A 15,550-nucleotide genomic window follows, 5' to 3' on the forward strand; every position below is an offset into this window, starting at 1 on the left:
AAAAATAATATTACTTAAAAATTGGAAGCTAGTTTTATTTTTTTTACAAAATTTAAATTGATAATTTAAGCAAGCTTTAAGTAAAAAAACAGTTCTAAAAAGCTATCAATAGATGTCATAAATGATATTTTTAAATACAAAAAAATGGAAAATAAAAAAATGTATATTTAAGGCAATATAAGTCTATTTTTTTTAGATGTATGGTACAAGATTTTTTTAAAAAAGTTTGTCCAAAATCACTTAGTAAGAGATTACACACTACTGTTGTCAACCAGTTAATTATATTTAATTAATCACTAAATTAATCGCTATATTGATAGCATAATTGAGACCTATAGAATTAGAATATTCTTGATATTGCATATATTTTATATATAAAAGTTTTTGATAGAATTTTAATTAGAAAAATAAGGATATAAAATACAACTTTTTTTCCTATATATTTCATCAGTTGTCTACATTTTGTTGTTTTATGAGCTGATCAATTATCTATGACCATACAAGCCTCTAGCTAGCCACATTCATAGAATCAGCATGTCTGTTGCAGAAGTATAAAAATCTTATTTATTTGTCCATCATTTAAAAGTAAAATAGAACCAAAAACTTGATGCAGAGAGCGCTCCAATTGACATAATATTTTTTTCTCTATTATTAGGACATTGTCTATAAGCTCTTTTTTCTTTGGCTGCTCCGGCACAATGATAAGTCATGGCTAGATGGACTCTAGTTTTGTCAGTAAAAACCTAGGTCTGAAAGTTTGATTTCTATATGTGTAAGCTTTCAGAGTACGCAGTGTTCTTTTTTTTGATCTACTTAAGTTTTTAGACTAGATAAAACATAGTAGGTATACTACCCGTAACGTCTATTTTTTCGTGCAATTGAGTACTTAGTTCTTGTAGAGTAGTATCTTTAGCTTAATTATGGCAATTGTTCTACGAGGTTAAGTTGTTCTGCTTTAATTCAAAGAGGTTCTCTTCCGTCATAAGGGAGTGGTTCTATGCTTTCTGTTGCTTTCTAACCTCCAAGGAAACGATTGAAAAACTATAACTGACTTGAACATACTTTGTTAGTTATTAGATTGATTGGTCTTATTGTTAATCTTTATGATTGTAGTGGGAAGATCTCATTGAGTACAGCTTCATTTTTTATGTTGCTTTAGTTTCATCTATCCAAATAAAAATTTCTATAAAAGAATTGTAAAATACATTGTATGTGTCGGCTCTTTTAGGAAAAGAAATTTGCCCATGTCATGATTACAGAAGTTATGTCTGGGCCATAACCCTACAAAATTAAAATGGAGACTAAGTGCAATACTTTTGGAAAACATAGTAGACATAAACTTCATAAAAAAGCAGTAGAAGCTTGTTATGCTTATTCGAGCATTTGAAGAAAAGCCAAATAAATTGATATATCTTATGAAAAATATTGAGGTTTCTTGACTTAGTTTGATAATTTAGTAGTTAATAACTTCTAAAATCTTACTTTGCAGCTTAACCATTGCCTTGCTTTATATCTGTAACTATGATCGAAGATCTGGGACAGTCTTTTGAGAAGTAGCTAAGTTAGAAGTTAAAATTTCTTTTTGATTTTCCCGTCTTCTTCTCTTCCAATTCCTAATCTTGGGTTTAAAATTAACTGAGTTAGTGTAATTCCTATTAGCAACATGACAAAACAACCCATTAAACCCTTTTATTTTGATATTACAGAAGATGAAATTGAGTTCTTTGCCGAACAATCTAAAACAATTCTTAAATCCGGTAAACTGATCTTAGGGGAGAATACCTTAGAATTTGAAAAAGCCTTTGCTAGATATGTAGGGACAAAATACGCGATCGCTGTTAATAGTGGTTCTTCAGGATTAGAAATTCTCCTACGTCTCAAAAAAGCTGAAAATACGACGTTATTAGTTCCGACCAATACTAATTTCGCTACTGTTGCTGCTGTCGTTCGTCTAGGGGGACAGGTTCAATACCTCGATATGGACGAAACAACCTTTGCCCCATCTTTACAGATGGTACAAGAAGCTGTAGAAAAAGGTGCAACTCCTAAAATTTCTGGGGTACTTTGGGTACATATTGGTGGAGTTATTTCTCCAGAATTTCCCCATATTATTGAATATTGTCGTGAAAAAGGACTTTTCGTCCTTGAAGATACAGCCCACGCTCATGGAAGTCAAATTAATGGAGTAAAGGCAGGAAATTTAGGAGATGGCGCGGCGTTTTCGTTTTTTCCGACGAAAGTAATGACAACTTTTGAAGGAGGGATGATCACCTTAAATGATGAGGAGGAAGATTATATTGCGCGATCACTAAGAAACCAAGGAAAACGGGGAATGGACTTTGGAGGATTACATACAGATTTTGGCAATAGTACCCGTATGACAGAAATTCACGCAGTTTTAGGTCGAATTCACCTGGCTAAATTGCCCCAAATGTTAGCTAGACGACAAAAATGTTATCAGTTAATTACTGCCCCTTTACGGGAAGCAGGGCTCAAATTTGTGTCTACAGATCACATGGATAATGCCAGTCAATATAAATTAATTGTTCATGTTCCTGACGGAAAAACAGCTCAGGAAATTAAAGCTGCATTAGCCGAAGAAAATATCTTTTTAGGGGGAACAGTTTACGAAATTCCCTGTCATCTACAACCAGTTTTTAAAGGAGTTTGTGACGGTCAAAATTTCCCTCGTGCTGAATATTGGTGTCCTAAACATATTTGTCCCCCGTTAACGTCGGGAATGACAGAAAAAGAAGCTCAAATTGTAGGAGAAGCGTTAGTTAAACAGTTAATTTAGTAGATTAAAGTTAATCTAGGTAGGATGGATTACGGTGCGGATAAAAGTATTAGTTTTTATCAAAAACTTATTCCTAATCCATCTCCCTAACAGTTATAGCTAACCTTAAATAACTATTGTTATCTTAGACACATTATGTGTATAGAATAACACATCTAAAATGAATTCTCCTAAACTCCTTTTCTCATTACAATTATTATTGTTAGTTATAAAATAATCTTTAGATGCTGCTATTGGTACTACTGATTATATCAGCCTTCTACTTTTTATATGTAAAGACCTTGTTTTATATATGAAAAGAACAAGTAATGAGCACAACTTACTAAGTCTTTAATTGCTCTTAAATTAGCTTAACATTAATCTAATTTTGATAAGTATTGAAAGAATTGGATTTTTGAATAACTGCTGAGGTAGGCACTCACTCCCAACATCTATAATAATTAGGTAATATTTTTAAGCCTAAACCAACTATTATCTGAACAAGCTATTCTGCCCGACTGATTGTCCATACCTAACCTATCTCAAAAATCTTCTTTCTATTTATGGTCAAAATCTAGGTTAGAATCGCTTCATGCTGTTCTTTAATAACTATTTAAGTCTTGATTGTTAGCGGTTATTTTTTGATAAAATTATCAACATATTTAACTCAGATGATTAAGATATTGAGAATAATAACTGTGCTTTTAAACTTCTTCGAACTCACGTTAAATAAAAAGCAACAATTGCACTACTTAAAGGAACTGTTAAATTATCAAGTCCCCATTTAGAAAATGCTTCCAATCCTGTTGCTATAACGGAAACTAATAAAGAAGTTATAAGAATTAAATTAATAGACTCTCCTGTAAAAAATAAAATAATACTGGTAACAAAAAAACTCACGCCCATCATTGTTAGTGAGCCTTCCCAACTTTTTTTGATTCCCAAAATTTGATAAGGGTGTCGACCAAATCTTTTACCAATAATTGCTGCCATTCCATCTCCCCAGGCCATTATTAAAATGCCAATAGCAGTATATTGAGGTTTATTTACTATCCAAAACCAATAGGTTAAAATCCCAATACTCACCGCATAAAAAAATGTTCCTAAGCTTTTACGCTCCACACTATTAATGCTAGGAAGAATCGGTAAAAAATAAGAAATTAGCGCAATGAAGCTAGCAATCAATGAGGCAACTAACAATAACCATGGCGGCAGTTTAAACCACCAAGCAATTAAAATGACATTACCAGAACCAATGTGAACAACTTTACGGGTAAACTCGGCATCAGCACCCGTTAAACGGTTCATTCTTTCAGCTAGACCAATTATAGTTCCTAAATAAATTAGGACCAAACTTAGGGGATACCAGACAGATGAAAGAAGTTCCAATTTAGGGAGTAATTTAGACAAAGACGTGAGATAAATTTGACCGATTAACTAATTGTAGTTTGCCCATCGGATTAAAACGCTACAATAATCAAGCAATAATATTAAGAAATGTAAATTAAATAACCATGTCACACTCCATTATTGTTATCGGTGCTGGAATTGGAGGATTAACCGCAGGGGCATTACTCGCCTGTCGTGGTTATGATGTAACTGTCTATGAACAAGCAAGGGTTCCTGGCGGGTGCGCATCCACCTTCAAACGGCGGGGGTTTAACTTTGATGTAGGAGCGACTCAAGTGGCAGGATTAGAACCTGGAGGCATTCATCAACGAATTTTTGCTGAATTGGGGATAGATATTCCCCCTGCTACTCCGTGTGATCCAGCTTGTGCCGTGTTTTTACCACGGGAAACTGAACCCATTCAAGTATGGCGAGATCCTAAGAAATGGCAAGTTGAAAGACAAAAACAATTCCCAGGAAGTGAACCTTTTTGGCAATTGATGGCTAAATTATTTCGTGCTAGTTGGAACTTTCAAGGACGAGAGCCAGTGCTACCTCCTCGCAACATCTGGGATCTCTGGCAGTTAATTTCTGCACTGCGGTTAGACACTTTTGTCACTGTTCCCTTTGCTTTGATGACAGTGGGGGATGTCTTACGCTTGTATGGGTTAGCCAATGATCAACGCCTTAAAACTTTTCTGGACTTGCAATTAAAGCTTTATTCTCAGGTGAATGCTGATGAAACTGCTTTGTTATATGCAGCCACTGTCTTAGCGGTTTCCCAAGCTCCGCAAGGCTTGTATCATTTTCAGGGTAGTATGCAAGTGTTAAGTGATTGCCTAGTAGAAGCATTGGAAAAACATGGGGGAAAACTGAAACTTGGCTACAGTATCGAACAAATTCACCCCCAGAATAATCGCGTTAAACAGGTCACTATCCGTCATCAGAAAACTGGAGAAACCAGCACAGAAACCGCTGATCATGTCGTTGCTAATGTTACGATTCAAAATCTCATCAAGTTATTAGATATTTCCTCGTCTCTCTTCTGGAAACTTTATCAAAATCGCACAGAAAAACTACCTCGACCATCAGGGGCATTTGTCGTTTATTTAGGGGTTGATCGTCAGGCCATTCCAGATAACTGTTCTTCCCATTTACAATTTCTTTATGATGATAATCAACCCATTAGTGAAAATAATTCTTTGTTTATTTCAGTAAGTGAACCGGGGGATGGACGTGCTCCCAATGGAAAAGCTACCATCATTGCTTCATCCTTTACTGACCCTCAAATTTGGTTTCATAAAACCCCAGAAGCCTATCAGGCTCTAAAACAACAATATACTTCAGAAGCGATTGTCCGTTTAAGTTCCTATTTTTATCTTACTCCAGATACTCTTATTCACCAAGAAGCCGCGACGCCTTGCACATTTGCTCGATTTACCGCTAGAGATAAAGGTATTGTTGGGGGTGTTGGTCAGCGTGTCTCTACTTTTGGACCTTTTGGCATCGCAACCCGAACTCCGTTAAATAATCTTTGGTTAGTAGGAGATTCTACTCATCCAGGGGAAGGAACTGCAGGGGTTAGCTATTCAGCTTTAACCGTTGTCCGACAAATCGAGATGAGTGAGTAATTCCTTTTCCTTGTAGGGAAGTGTAGGGATACAAGGGAAATAAAGAAAGAACTTTTGTCTTATGCCTTACTTCATTGAAGATGTATTGGATAGACGAGGATTGGTTTTATTTGAACTTGTCGGGTTATGACTGTGGAGATTCACTTGTGTGCCAATCGGTGGTGCCGCCGGAGATGTCGACGGGGAGTCGTGAAGTACCTCTGGGTTGAATCGATAGCCAACGTTACGAACCGTTTGAATGAGACTCGGTTGTCTAGGGTCAGTTTCAATTTTCTTTCGTAGGGAAAGAACATGAGTATCAATTGTTCGCGGATTATCAATAGCTTCAGGCCAAGCTCGTTGTAGCAGTTCTGAACGACTCAAGGGATTCCCTTCTGCTTGAGCTAGAACATATAACAAACTGAATTCCTGGGGAGTTAGGTCAACAAAATCTCCTCGGTACTGGACTCGACGCTGAACTAAATCAATTTTTAAATCCCCATAGTCGAGATATAGGGGAGCAGAAGCCACCCGTAAACGTCTAATTAGGGCTTCAACCCGAGCCATAAACTCTTGCATACCAAAGGGCTTGGTTAGATAGTCATCGGCTCCGGAGTTAAGTCCTTTAACAATATCCTTTTCACTAGTACGAGCAGATAGAATTAGAATGAGGGATTGTCGTTGATTATGTAACCATTGACACAATTCAATGCCATCTCCATCAGGCAAATCAGAGTCGAGGATAACTAAGGACGGCAAACGATGGACAAAAGCATGACGAGCTTGTTGGAGATTTGCCCATTGCTGAGCCATATAACCCGCTTGCTGTAAGTGCCAACCCAAAAGCGATCGCAGATGAGGATTTCCCTCAACGATAGCAATATAAATCAGATTCACCTTAGTTTGATTCCCTATAAAATAAACACCATTAGGCTAACAGAGCTAATGTCAAGAATTTGTAACATCTGTTACGACATTTTCATCCGGTCCCTAAGAAAATCTTAAGAATTACTCAAGATTATTTTTTTTGATTTCAGGATACATATTTAATTAACAGCAAAATTAAAAAAATAAAGCGGTTACAATAAGATTAATGCTCAATTGTGGAAAGTCTTCAATAATAATTGATAGGGCTTTCTCCGATGTTTACTAAATTCCTATAAACCCTCTCTATGTCATTTCTTCATGCTTCAAGATACTCAAGCGATTCGTTATTATCAAAAGCTAACTGACAGTATGGTGGACTTATGGCATCGAGGTGGTCGCTTTGACGAAGTCCAATCTTACATGGATGGATATCTAGCCTGTTTACGTCACTCTAGTACCCTCGAAGCTCACTTAGTTTACCGTTTGGAGGAAGAGGCGTGGCGTTTTTTACGCGATCCCTCTAACTTTGGAATGTCACTACAAACTAAACCTGATTACTATTAATTCCATAAATCAAAAACTAAGGGAAAAGAGATTGTTATAAATTTTCGTTTCCCCTTAGTCTTTGATTTAAGAAGCTAAGGCTAATTCAACTATTTGCTGCAATTCACCATTTTGATACATTTCAATCATGATGTCGCAACCGCCAACAAATTCCCCATTAATATAGACTTGAGGAATAGTTGGCCAATTAGAATATTCTTTAATTCCTTCGCGAATGTCATGGTCTGCGAGAACATCAACCGTCTCATAAGAAACCCCTAGGGTATTAAGAATTTGAACAACATTGTTAGAGAATCCACACTGGGGCATCAACTTAGCTCCCTTCATAAAAACTAAGATTTTGTGGCTGTTGATTAACTGATCAAGACGATTCTTAAGTTCTGGTGTCATAAACACTCCAAAAATAAATGACAAATTTTGACGGTGAAGATATAGATAGTAAACTAATCAATGATGAGATTAAACAATGGAAGTTAATCCTAATTGCCGTTTATTCTAGCTTAGACTCTAAGTTAGACAACTGATTGTGCCGTTTCCCAAGTTTGGGGGGTGTAAGTTTTTAAAGCTAGGGCGTGAATAGCTTCTGAGTCTAGGGCCTCTTGGAGCGCGCTGTACACCAATTGATGTTGCTTGACTCTGGTTTTTCCTTCAAATTCAGCTGAAACAACCAAGGCTTCTAAATGATCTCCTCCCCCTTTTATATCTCTAATTACTATTTGAGCATCGGGGAGTCGCTCTTTAATCATAGCTTCAACTTGTTCAAGTCCAATCATTGAGGATTCCTTAACGATTATTTATTACCGACACTATCATTATAGTGACTTAATTCTTGCTGTTTTATCTGTGACTAAATGTCATGTTTTCTTGATTAATAGGTTCATAACAAAGTGGAGATTACGAGTGCATGATTATTCTTCTCTTAATCAATTATCAAAAGTTAATCGACTAGTTAAGCAGTTTTTGCTAATTGATTGAGTCGAATTGTTTGTAAAGTTTTAAGAATATAGTCTCGCCCACAAAATTTATAAATATGATACAAAGTCGATCCTTGATCAAAAAGAATTAAGGTAGGAAGATTTCTAATACGATTGGAACTAGTTTCTGCTAAATTTTTTTAGCATTGAAACTAAAAAGTTTTACAGGATCCCTATTTTGATTGGACTTTATACTCTAGGGATAAGACTGAATGAGATAAGCAACATCAGGGAGCTCAAAATTAGAGAAGAATAGGTTGAGAAGTAGGTTGGGTAGTAAATTGGGGAAAGTCCGAAATAAGTTTAGGAAAATTCTTATTGCTAACTAACAGCATAATCAATAAGGGATAATTTATCTGATTTTTATTTTATATACCGTGCATAATAGTACATCTAATTATAATAAACTGACAAAGAGAATTCAAATCTCTGATATTTCTTGTAGAATACACCAGCTAAATTAAAGTCCAGATAATACTTTCACGCCGTGAGTTCACGAATAATCTCTAATGAGATTGGGTTTACTTCCCCACAACTTTGTTAGAGATTCTCACTCAGCTAGTAAGTTGACTTAATCACTCGTTTAGGACTCGAAGCAATCAAAACAAGTTCCTCAGATAAACCAGTAAACAATTGCTGACTTAGAAGATGGTCACCTAACAAAATTACGGATTTCCCCTTTTTTTGGGTTAACACGATCTCGGAAGTTGTTCCTAATTTCATGCCACAGGCAATCACTACATCTCAAAAAATAACACTAATATTGTGCGCAGCATTCCTTAAGTCAATTATAATTGCGATATCAACTGCAACTGCAATATCATCGGCATTATAAGGAAGAATTCCGATGGTTAAACTTTCCAGTTCTTTGGTTCCTTGACTACTACATTCATGACTCCGACGTTTCTTCTTCCTGTTAATAATACCCATACCTATTGAGCAATTAATTTTTCTAATTGATAGACACTTTTTGGATCAATAGAGGTTGCGTTCTCCCCAGGTGCCATTAAACTATTTATAATTTTTCTTGGGTCGACACAAGAGTTAATTAAGTAGATGGATGTAGTTAAACGAATAAATACAGAAAAAAGGCGTAAGGGTTAAGAAAATTGTTAAAATCCTAATTGTCCCTATATTTGTTCAATCGCTCCTTCTGCATGATGAACAATAGCTCGTAATTTTTTTAAAGTTTCTTTCTCTACAGTTTGCCATAATCCCCTTAAATTTGCTTCTAATAACCTTTCGGCCATGTCCCGTAAAGCCCAAGGATTTTTTTTATAAATAAACTGTTGAACCGTTTCATCTAATAAATAAGCTTGAGCCACTCCTTCATACATAAAATCTTCTACACACCTAGCCGTAGCGTCATAAGCAAATAAATAGTCAACTGTAGCTGCCATTTCAAATGCTCCTTTGTAGCCATGACGCATCACACCGGCAATCCATTTAGGATTAATAACACGGGAACGGTAAACTCTAGCTATTTCTTCTTTTAATAACCTAACTTTAGGATTAGATGAGATAGAATTATCTCCAAAATACGTCTCAGGATTTTTATTGGTTAATGATCTAACAGTAACAGTTAGTCCTCCTTGAAATTGATAATAGTCATCAGAGTCTAATAAGTCATGTTCCCGATTATCTTGATTATGTAAGACAATTTGTAACTGTTTCAAGCGTTTTTCAAATACTTCTGGAACCCCATGACCGATGCCATCTTTATCATAAGCATAGCAACTCCAATTCAAATAGGCTTTTGCTAAATCTGCGTCATCTTTCCAATTTTGAGCCTCAATTAACCCTTGCAACCCTGCCCCATATGCTCCAGGCTTTGAGCTAAATATTCGATATTGAGCCTTTAGTTTGGCTTTATCTTCGGTCAACCCTTTTTTTTCCCAAAAAACTTTATCTTCTTTAACTTGGGCAGCTAAGGGATTAATTTCTTTTTCTTCTTTTAGGTCTGACACTCCACTTATCGCATTGTACATCAATTGTAGAAGGTTGGGAAAGCTATCTCTGAAAAAGCCCGATACCCGAACCGTTACATCTATACGTGGTCTTCCTAAGACTGATGGACTAAGGATTTCATAGCCTACAACCCGACGAGATAACCCATCCCAAATTGGTTGAACACCCAATAAAGCAAACACTTGCGCTACATCATCTCCTCCAGTTCGCATAGTAGAAGTCCCCCAGATAGAAATCGCTAAAGTTTTGGGATATTCTCCATGTTCTTGAGTGTAGCGTTCAATAACTGTTTCTGCAGCTTTTTTTCCAATATTGTAAGCAGTTTCAGTAGGAATAGCACGGATGTCGACTGAGTAGAAGTTACGACCAGTGGGGAGAACGTCTGGCCGTCCTCTGGTTGGCGCGCCAGCAGCTCCACTAGGAATGTATTCGCCGTTAAGTCCTTTAAGAAGATTAGTAATTTCTTGAGGGGTTTGGTAAAGGGATGGCAGGAGACGAGTTTGTATCCATTGAAGTTCGGTTCGAGTGGCGTTGAGGGTACAAGAAATAGGCGTTTGGGGAGTGAGAATAAGAGAATCAATGATTTCGCTCGCGTAGGTTTCTAGAACTTCTGTAGCTTGTCCAGTAGTACGACATTGTTTTAGTTTTAGGCACAGATGTGGAGGCGCCGAGGGAGAAAAAGAGGGGGGATAAAATGGGGTTGTGGGAGAAGTGGTTAGGGGGAAGAAGTTGAGATCTAAGTCTTGAGCGATCGCGGTGGTTAATCCTAGGCGATTGAGGTCAGGAAAACGTGCAATGGCTAGGGTTAATCCTGTGAGTTGAGGGCGTCGGGGGCATTGTCCAAAAATGTGTAGACCATCCCGAATTTGGGCTTCTTTTAATTCACATAAATAGCCGTCTGCAAGGGTTAGAAATTGGCTTAAAGTGTTGGTGGTTAAGTCAATACCTAGATCTTGATTGAGACAAGTTTCGTTGATCAGTTGAGTGATGCGATCACTGATAATTTTTAGGCGAGAGGGATTGAGAGTTTGAGCTTCATAATATTCATCAATTAGGGTTTCAAGTTTTTCTAAGTCCCCATAGAGTTCAGCGCGGGTTAAAGGAGGAGTTAAATGATCTAAAATAACAGCCTGGGAACGACGTTTTGCTTGAGACCCTTCTCCTGGATCATTAACAATAAATGGATAAAAGTTAGGAAGTGTTCCTAGAGTTATTTCGGGATAACAATTAGCAGAAAGAGCTAGACTCTTTCCAGGCAGCCATTCTAGGTTACCATGTTTGCCAAAATGAATAATAGCTGAGGCATTAAAATGATGTTTTAACCAATGATAATAGGCTAAATAATGAGGCGTAGGTTCTAAATCAGGAGCGTGATAATTTAAACTAGGGTCTAAATCATACCCCCTCGAAGGTTGAATGCCAACAAAAATGTTTCCCAATTGAATACCAGGAACATGAAAGGATGAGATAGATTGGGATTGATAAAAAGTTTTCCAACGTTGCTCAATCTGGGTCTGAATTGAATGAGGTAAGGTTTGAAAATAAGTACAATAGTCTGATTTAGAAAGGGATTGATAAATTGGTCTTAATTCTTTTCCCTCGGGATCATTAGTAACTCCAGTGGTTAACCGTTCGATTAATTTATCCTCTGTTTCTGGTATATCTATAACCTGATATCCAGCTTTTTTTAATGCCTTCAAGGTTTCGAGGCAACTTGCCGGAGTATCTAACCCCACTCCATTGGCAATTCGACCATTTTTATTAGGATAATTAGCGAGAATTAAGGCAATTTTTCTTTCAGCGATAGGAGTAGTTTTTAACCGTATCCAATTCTGAGTTAAGTCAGCGACAAAATTAATGCGATCACCGATAGGTTGATAAATCACAACATCGGTTTCTAAGTCTTTATTCCAAGCTTGAACCGATTTGAAAGAAACTGCGCGGGTTATAATTCTACCATCCACTTCAGGAAGGGCAACATTCATCGCAACATCACGGGGGTTTAATCCTTGATAACTCGATTGCCACTGTTCAAAAGTACCCCCACTTAAAATTACCTGTAGGACGGGAAGATTCAAATTTTTCCATAGATTTAAATTATCAATGTTTCCTGAGTCAGAATTTATTTTAGCTAAAGAGAAGCTGGTAGTATTCAGAATTAATTGAATTGGGTTATTTTTAAATTGTTTAAAATAGTCAATCAGTTTTCCTTGAACTTCCAGATCTCGTAAAGAAGAAACAAAGATTGGCCAAGAAGTTAAGCCCCTTTTTGCTAAGGCTTGACAAAGATTATCAATAACGAGTAAATTACCTGCTAAATAATTAGAACGATAAAAAAGTAAGGCAAGATTAGGATAAGAATTAAGGGAAGTCTTATCTAAATCTTGCCAAGAGTATAGACCAAACTTAGGAACGGGTTGGGGAGTGGGAGGATGATAGGATGTTTTTTGATAAATATCACAGATAAATTTTAGAGCATTTACCCAGTTTTCTATGCCCCCTTCAGTTAAATACCGCCATAATTGGTTACTGTGACTTAAAGAAACTGTCGAGTGACTCATTAAGTCAGGATCAGGGTGATCATCGCCTGGTAGAATAAAGAGATGAATCTTTAGAGAAATTGCTATTTCTTTAACGACTTCTAATCCATAAGACCAATAAGACCGACCTCCCAATAATCGTAAAACAATAACCTTAGCTTGGGACAATACTGTGTCAGCATAGCTGTCGATACTCAGTTGTTGTTGTAATTGTAGAAGATTAACGGCCCGTATTGCGGGGAAATTAGTCGGTAAATGCTTAATAGCATAGGCCAGGGTTTGAATATCTGTATCGGCTGCACTAAGGAAAATAATCGGAGCCGGGTTTTGTTCAACAAAGATTACACCTTCGTTATCAGGATTCCAGCCTCCTGGGGTAGCAGCAATTCGATGCATTGAAACTCCTTATCTTTAAAAATTATTAGGTTTCAGGTATGGCGTAGGGAATTAGGTAGATTCTAGATCAATGGTTTTACCTGCGTTGTCTCTAACTGTCTCCAAGATTAATGACTCGTTTTCAAGTCTCTATGTTACGCCGAACTCTATCCATTAGAGTGTTTGAAGAACTAGGTTCTCTCTGGCGACAACTTGCAGCAATGGAGGGAATAAATGGAACATTAATTACACAGGAGATGATCCTAGCAGAAATTCCTAATCTTGACAGGAGTTTAGCGCAAGAACATTTTTCCTTATTACTATCTTCTGAATTGAGTCTTTTATTACGGGGAACCTTTGATACCACCACCTTATGTTATCAGGCAAGTATTATTTGGGATCGACAGATGATTGCAGATTTTATTAATGATCTCAAACAAAATCTTGCCCCCTCATTTATTTTATGGGAGCTTCTCACGCAATTTTCTTTGAGTCAACAGATTTCATCGAGTTTCCTAGAAAAGATCTTTATCACCCAATTATTCGATATTTTAGCCCCAGATTCCATCAATGATTCTCAAAAAATTTATAGAGCTCCTGATTTTGATAAACTAGAGGATACTCTGCGGCAGAAAATTGCCCAGGAACGATTACTAAACCAAATCATTGTTCAAATTCACCAAAATTTAGATTTATCAAGTATTCTAGAAACGGCAGTTAGAGAACTCAGAAGTTTTCTTCAAGTTGATAGGTCAGTTATTTATGAATTTGGTTATGACAAATCCGATCATTCGTCAGATATTAAGTCCAATCAAAATTGGGGGTGTGTCACCTACGAATCTAAACTTTTTACTAGAATTCCCTCTCTTTTAAATGTTACTGCTGAAGATAATTGTTTTTTCTATATTTTTAGCTATCAGGAAAAGTCTCGTCGAGGTTCGATTCTAGCTATAGAAGACGTAGATCAAGCTTGCTCTTCATCATTTTGTCTAACACAATTTTTCGAAAAATATTGGATAAAGTCTGAGTTAATTGCCCCTATTCTTGTTGAAGAGACACTTTGGGGGCTACTAATCGTTCATCAATGTTTTGAAAAAAGACAGTGGTTTGATAGTGAAAAAAACTTTTTAGGACAAATTGGAGAACATTTGGCGGTCGCTATTTATCAAGCTCAATTATATACCCAAGTTCAAGAACAAAAGAAAACTTTTGAACAGCGAGTTGTTGAAAGAACAAAAGAACTTCGAGATGCTTTATTAGCATCCCAAGCAGCGAACCACTCTAAAAGTGAATTTTTAGGGAATATGAGTCATGAATTACGGACTCCCTTAACCTGTATCATTGGATTGTCAGGAACATTGTTACATTGGTCAGGAGAAAATAAATCGTTCCCTTTACATAAACAAAGACAATATCTTCAGACTATTCAAGATAGTGGAAAACATCTGTTAGAAATAATTAATGAAATACTAGAATTTTCTAAGCTAGAAGCTGGTAAATATGTTTTATCTATTCAAGAATCTAACTTAGAAAGTGTAGCGAAAATTGCCTATCAAAAATTTAAAAAAGAAGCTAATCGGAGAAATATTAAATTAGTTTTAGAATTAAAAGTAGAAGGTCAAGAAGAAAATCAGTTTTTTACCGATCCTGAAAGACTACAACAAATTCTTTATCATTTATTGAATAATGCCTTAAAATTTACATCGGAGGGAGGAACAGTTACCTTAAGGATTTGGCGGGAAGGAAATCAAGGGAGTTTTCAAGTAGAAGATACGGGAATTGGAATTGCTGAAAACCAAATTCCTCTCTTATTCGAATCATTTCAACAGTTGGAAACCTCTCGGCAACGTACTTATGGAGGAACTGGACTAGGGTTAGCTTTAACTAAACAATTAGTTGAACTTCATGGAGGAACAATTGAGGTGGAATCTATTTTAGAAAAAGGATCAATCTTTACAGTTAGGCTGCCAAATCAACCCCAACGCCAACTTAAATTATCTGGAAAATTAAAGCGTGATCAATTATTTTTTAAAGGGAATAGAAATATTGTTTTGATTGAAAGCAATGAAGAAATTGCCACATTGGTAGGAGAACTATTAACGGCAGCTAATTATCAATTTATTTGGTTGATAGATAGTGCTACTGCAGTTAAGACCATTGAACTTTTGGAGCCAACTGCTGTTATCTTAGATCAAGATTTGACCGATGCTTATCAGATTAGCGACACCCTTAAACAGTTACCGAATACTAAATCAATCAAAGTTTTGTTACTGAGCCATCAAATATCCTCAACAGATTGGACAGATATTTCTCAAAGGGGAATTGATGATTATCTATTAAAACCTATTCAACCTAATCTTTTGTTAAAAAGAATTAATGCTTTAATGTCTAATGAAAATAATGAGGAAGATGAGTCAATATAAGTTGTTATTTTTTTATATATATATCATCTATATATAAAATATTTAGTCACTATTATCATTTGTA

At 36.3% G+C, this 15,550-nt stretch carries 11 protein-coding genes; 4 read left to right on the forward strand and 7 right to left on the reverse strand.

From position 1 onward, the window contains the following. The first annotated feature begins 1,663 nt into the window (after nucleotides 1-1,663). Nucleotides 1,664-2,797: a DegT/DnrJ/EryC1/StrS family aminotransferase gene (locus P3F56_RS06645; RefSeq protein WP_281152125.1), complete on the forward strand. Its 1,134-nt coding sequence runs from the start codon at nucleotides 1,664-1,666 to the stop codon at nucleotides 2,795-2,797. A 699-nt stretch (nucleotides 2,798-3,496) separates the two neighbouring features. Here P3F56_RS06645 and P3F56_RS06650 read toward each other — a convergent pair. After that, nucleotides 3,497-4,186, reverse strand: coding sequence for a diacylglycerol/polyprenol kinase family protein (locus tag P3F56_RS06650; RefSeq protein WP_281152126.1), 690 nt, complete (start codon nucleotides 4,184-4,186; stop codon nucleotides 3,497-3,499). A gap of 104 nt (nucleotides 4,187-4,290) precedes the next feature. On the opposite strand from P3F56_RS06650, the gene crtD reads away from it, so the two are divergent. After that, entirely contained in the window at nucleotides 4,291-5,796 is a 1,506-nt protein-coding gene (gene crtD, locus P3F56_RS06655) for a C-3',4' desaturase CrtD (protein WP_281152127.1), read from the forward strand. 66 nt (nucleotides 5,797-5,862) lie between these two features. Here the strand turns inward: crtD and P3F56_RS06660 are convergent, their stop codons facing one another. Next, nucleotides 5,863-6,672 (reverse strand): response regulator transcription factor, encoded by an 810-nt coding sequence (locus P3F56_RS06660; protein ID WP_281152128.1) that lies wholly within the window; start codon nucleotides 6,670-6,672, stop codon nucleotides 5,863-5,865. A 288-nt stretch (nucleotides 6,673-6,960) separates the two neighbouring features. Between P3F56_RS06660 and P3F56_RS06665 the strand changes: the two genes are divergently transcribed. After that, nucleotides 6,961-7,206 (forward strand): DUF6761 family protein, encoded by a 246-nt coding sequence (locus P3F56_RS06665; protein WP_281152129.1) that lies wholly within the window; start codon nucleotides 6,961-6,963, stop codon nucleotides 7,204-7,206. A gap of 66 nt (nucleotides 7,207-7,272) precedes the next feature. Here the strand turns inward: P3F56_RS06665 and grxD are convergent, their stop codons facing one another. From grxD to cobN, 5 genes are all read right to left on the reverse strand, one after another. After that, a complete protein-coding gene (grxD, locus tag P3F56_RS06670) occupies nucleotides 7,273-7,596 on the reverse strand; it encodes a Grx4 family monothiol glutaredoxin (protein ID WP_281152130.1) in 324 nt (107 codons plus the stop codon). A 122-nt stretch (nucleotides 7,597-7,718) separates the two neighbouring features. Further along, a complete protein-coding gene (locus P3F56_RS06675; RefSeq protein ID WP_281152131.1) occupies nucleotides 7,719-7,979 on the reverse strand; it encodes a BolA family protein in 261 nt (86 codons plus the stop codon). Nucleotides 7,980-8,738: 759 nt separating this feature from the next. Further along, a complete protein-coding gene (locus P3F56_RS06680) occupies nucleotides 8,739-8,918 on the reverse strand; it encodes an SLOG cluster 4 domain-containing protein (RefSeq protein WP_281152132.1) in 180 nt (59 codons plus the stop codon). Between the two features lie 6 nt (nucleotides 8,919-8,924). Next, the gene (locus P3F56_RS06685; protein WP_281152133.1) at nucleotides 8,925-9,110 is read right to left on the reverse strand and encodes a hypothetical protein; all 186 of its coding nucleotides are present in this window, start codon (nucleotides 9,108-9,110) and stop codon (nucleotides 8,925-8,927) included. A 200-nt stretch (nucleotides 9,111-9,310) separates the two neighbouring features. Then, the gene (gene cobN, locus P3F56_RS06690; protein ID WP_281152134.1) at nucleotides 9,311-13,084 is read right to left on the reverse strand and encodes a cobaltochelatase subunit CobN; all 3,774 of its coding nucleotides are present in this window, start codon (nucleotides 13,082-13,084) and stop codon (nucleotides 9,311-9,313) included. Between the two features lie 110 nt (nucleotides 13,085-13,194). Between cobN and P3F56_RS06695 the strand changes: the two genes are divergently transcribed. Beyond that, nucleotides 13,195-15,486, forward strand: a complete 2,292-nt coding sequence (locus P3F56_RS06695; protein ID WP_281152135.1) for a hybrid sensor histidine kinase/response regulator — start codon at nucleotides 13,195-13,197, stop codon at nucleotides 15,484-15,486. The last annotated feature ends 64 nt before the right edge of the window (nucleotides 15,487-15,550 follow it).

Source organism: cyanobacterium endosymbiont of Epithemia clementina EcSB, from assembly GCF_029919255.1.
GTDB lineage: Bacteria > Cyanobacteriota > Cyanobacteriia > Cyanobacteriales > Microcystaceae > Rippkaea.

What these genes read in the sequence shown, in the direction of transcription:
- P3F56_RS06645 (WP_281152125.1), top strand. Translation starts at nt 1,664, where the DNA reads ATGACAAAACAACCCATTAAACCCTTTTATTTTGATATTACAGAAGAT.
- crtD (WP_281152127.1), top strand. Translation starts at nt 4,291, where the DNA reads ATGTCACACTCCATTATTGTTATCGGTGCTGGAATTGGAGGATTAACC.
- P3F56_RS06665 (WP_281152129.1), top strand. Translation starts at nt 6,961, where the DNA reads ATGCTTCAAGATACTCAAGCGATTCGTTATTATCAAAAGCTAACTGAC.
- grxD (WP_281152130.1), bottom strand. Translation starts at nt 7,596, where the DNA reads ATGACACCAGAACTTAAGAATCGTCTTGATCAGTTAATCAACAGCCAC.
- P3F56_RS06675 (WP_281152131.1), bottom strand. Translation starts at nt 7,979, where the DNA reads ATGATTGGACTTGAACAAGTTGAAGCTATGATTAAAGAGCGACTCCCC.
- P3F56_RS06685 (WP_281152133.1), bottom strand. Translation starts at nt 9,110, where the DNA reads ATGGGTATTATTAACAGGAAGAAGAAACGTCGGAGTCATGAATGTAGT.
- cobN (WP_281152134.1), bottom strand. Translation starts at nt 13,084, where the DNA reads ATGCATCGAATTGCTGCTACCCCAGGAGGCTGGAATCCTGATAACGAA.
- P3F56_RS06695 (WP_281152135.1), top strand. Translation starts at nt 13,195, where the DNA reads ATGACTCGTTTTCAAGTCTCTATGTTACGCCGAACTCTATCCATTAGA.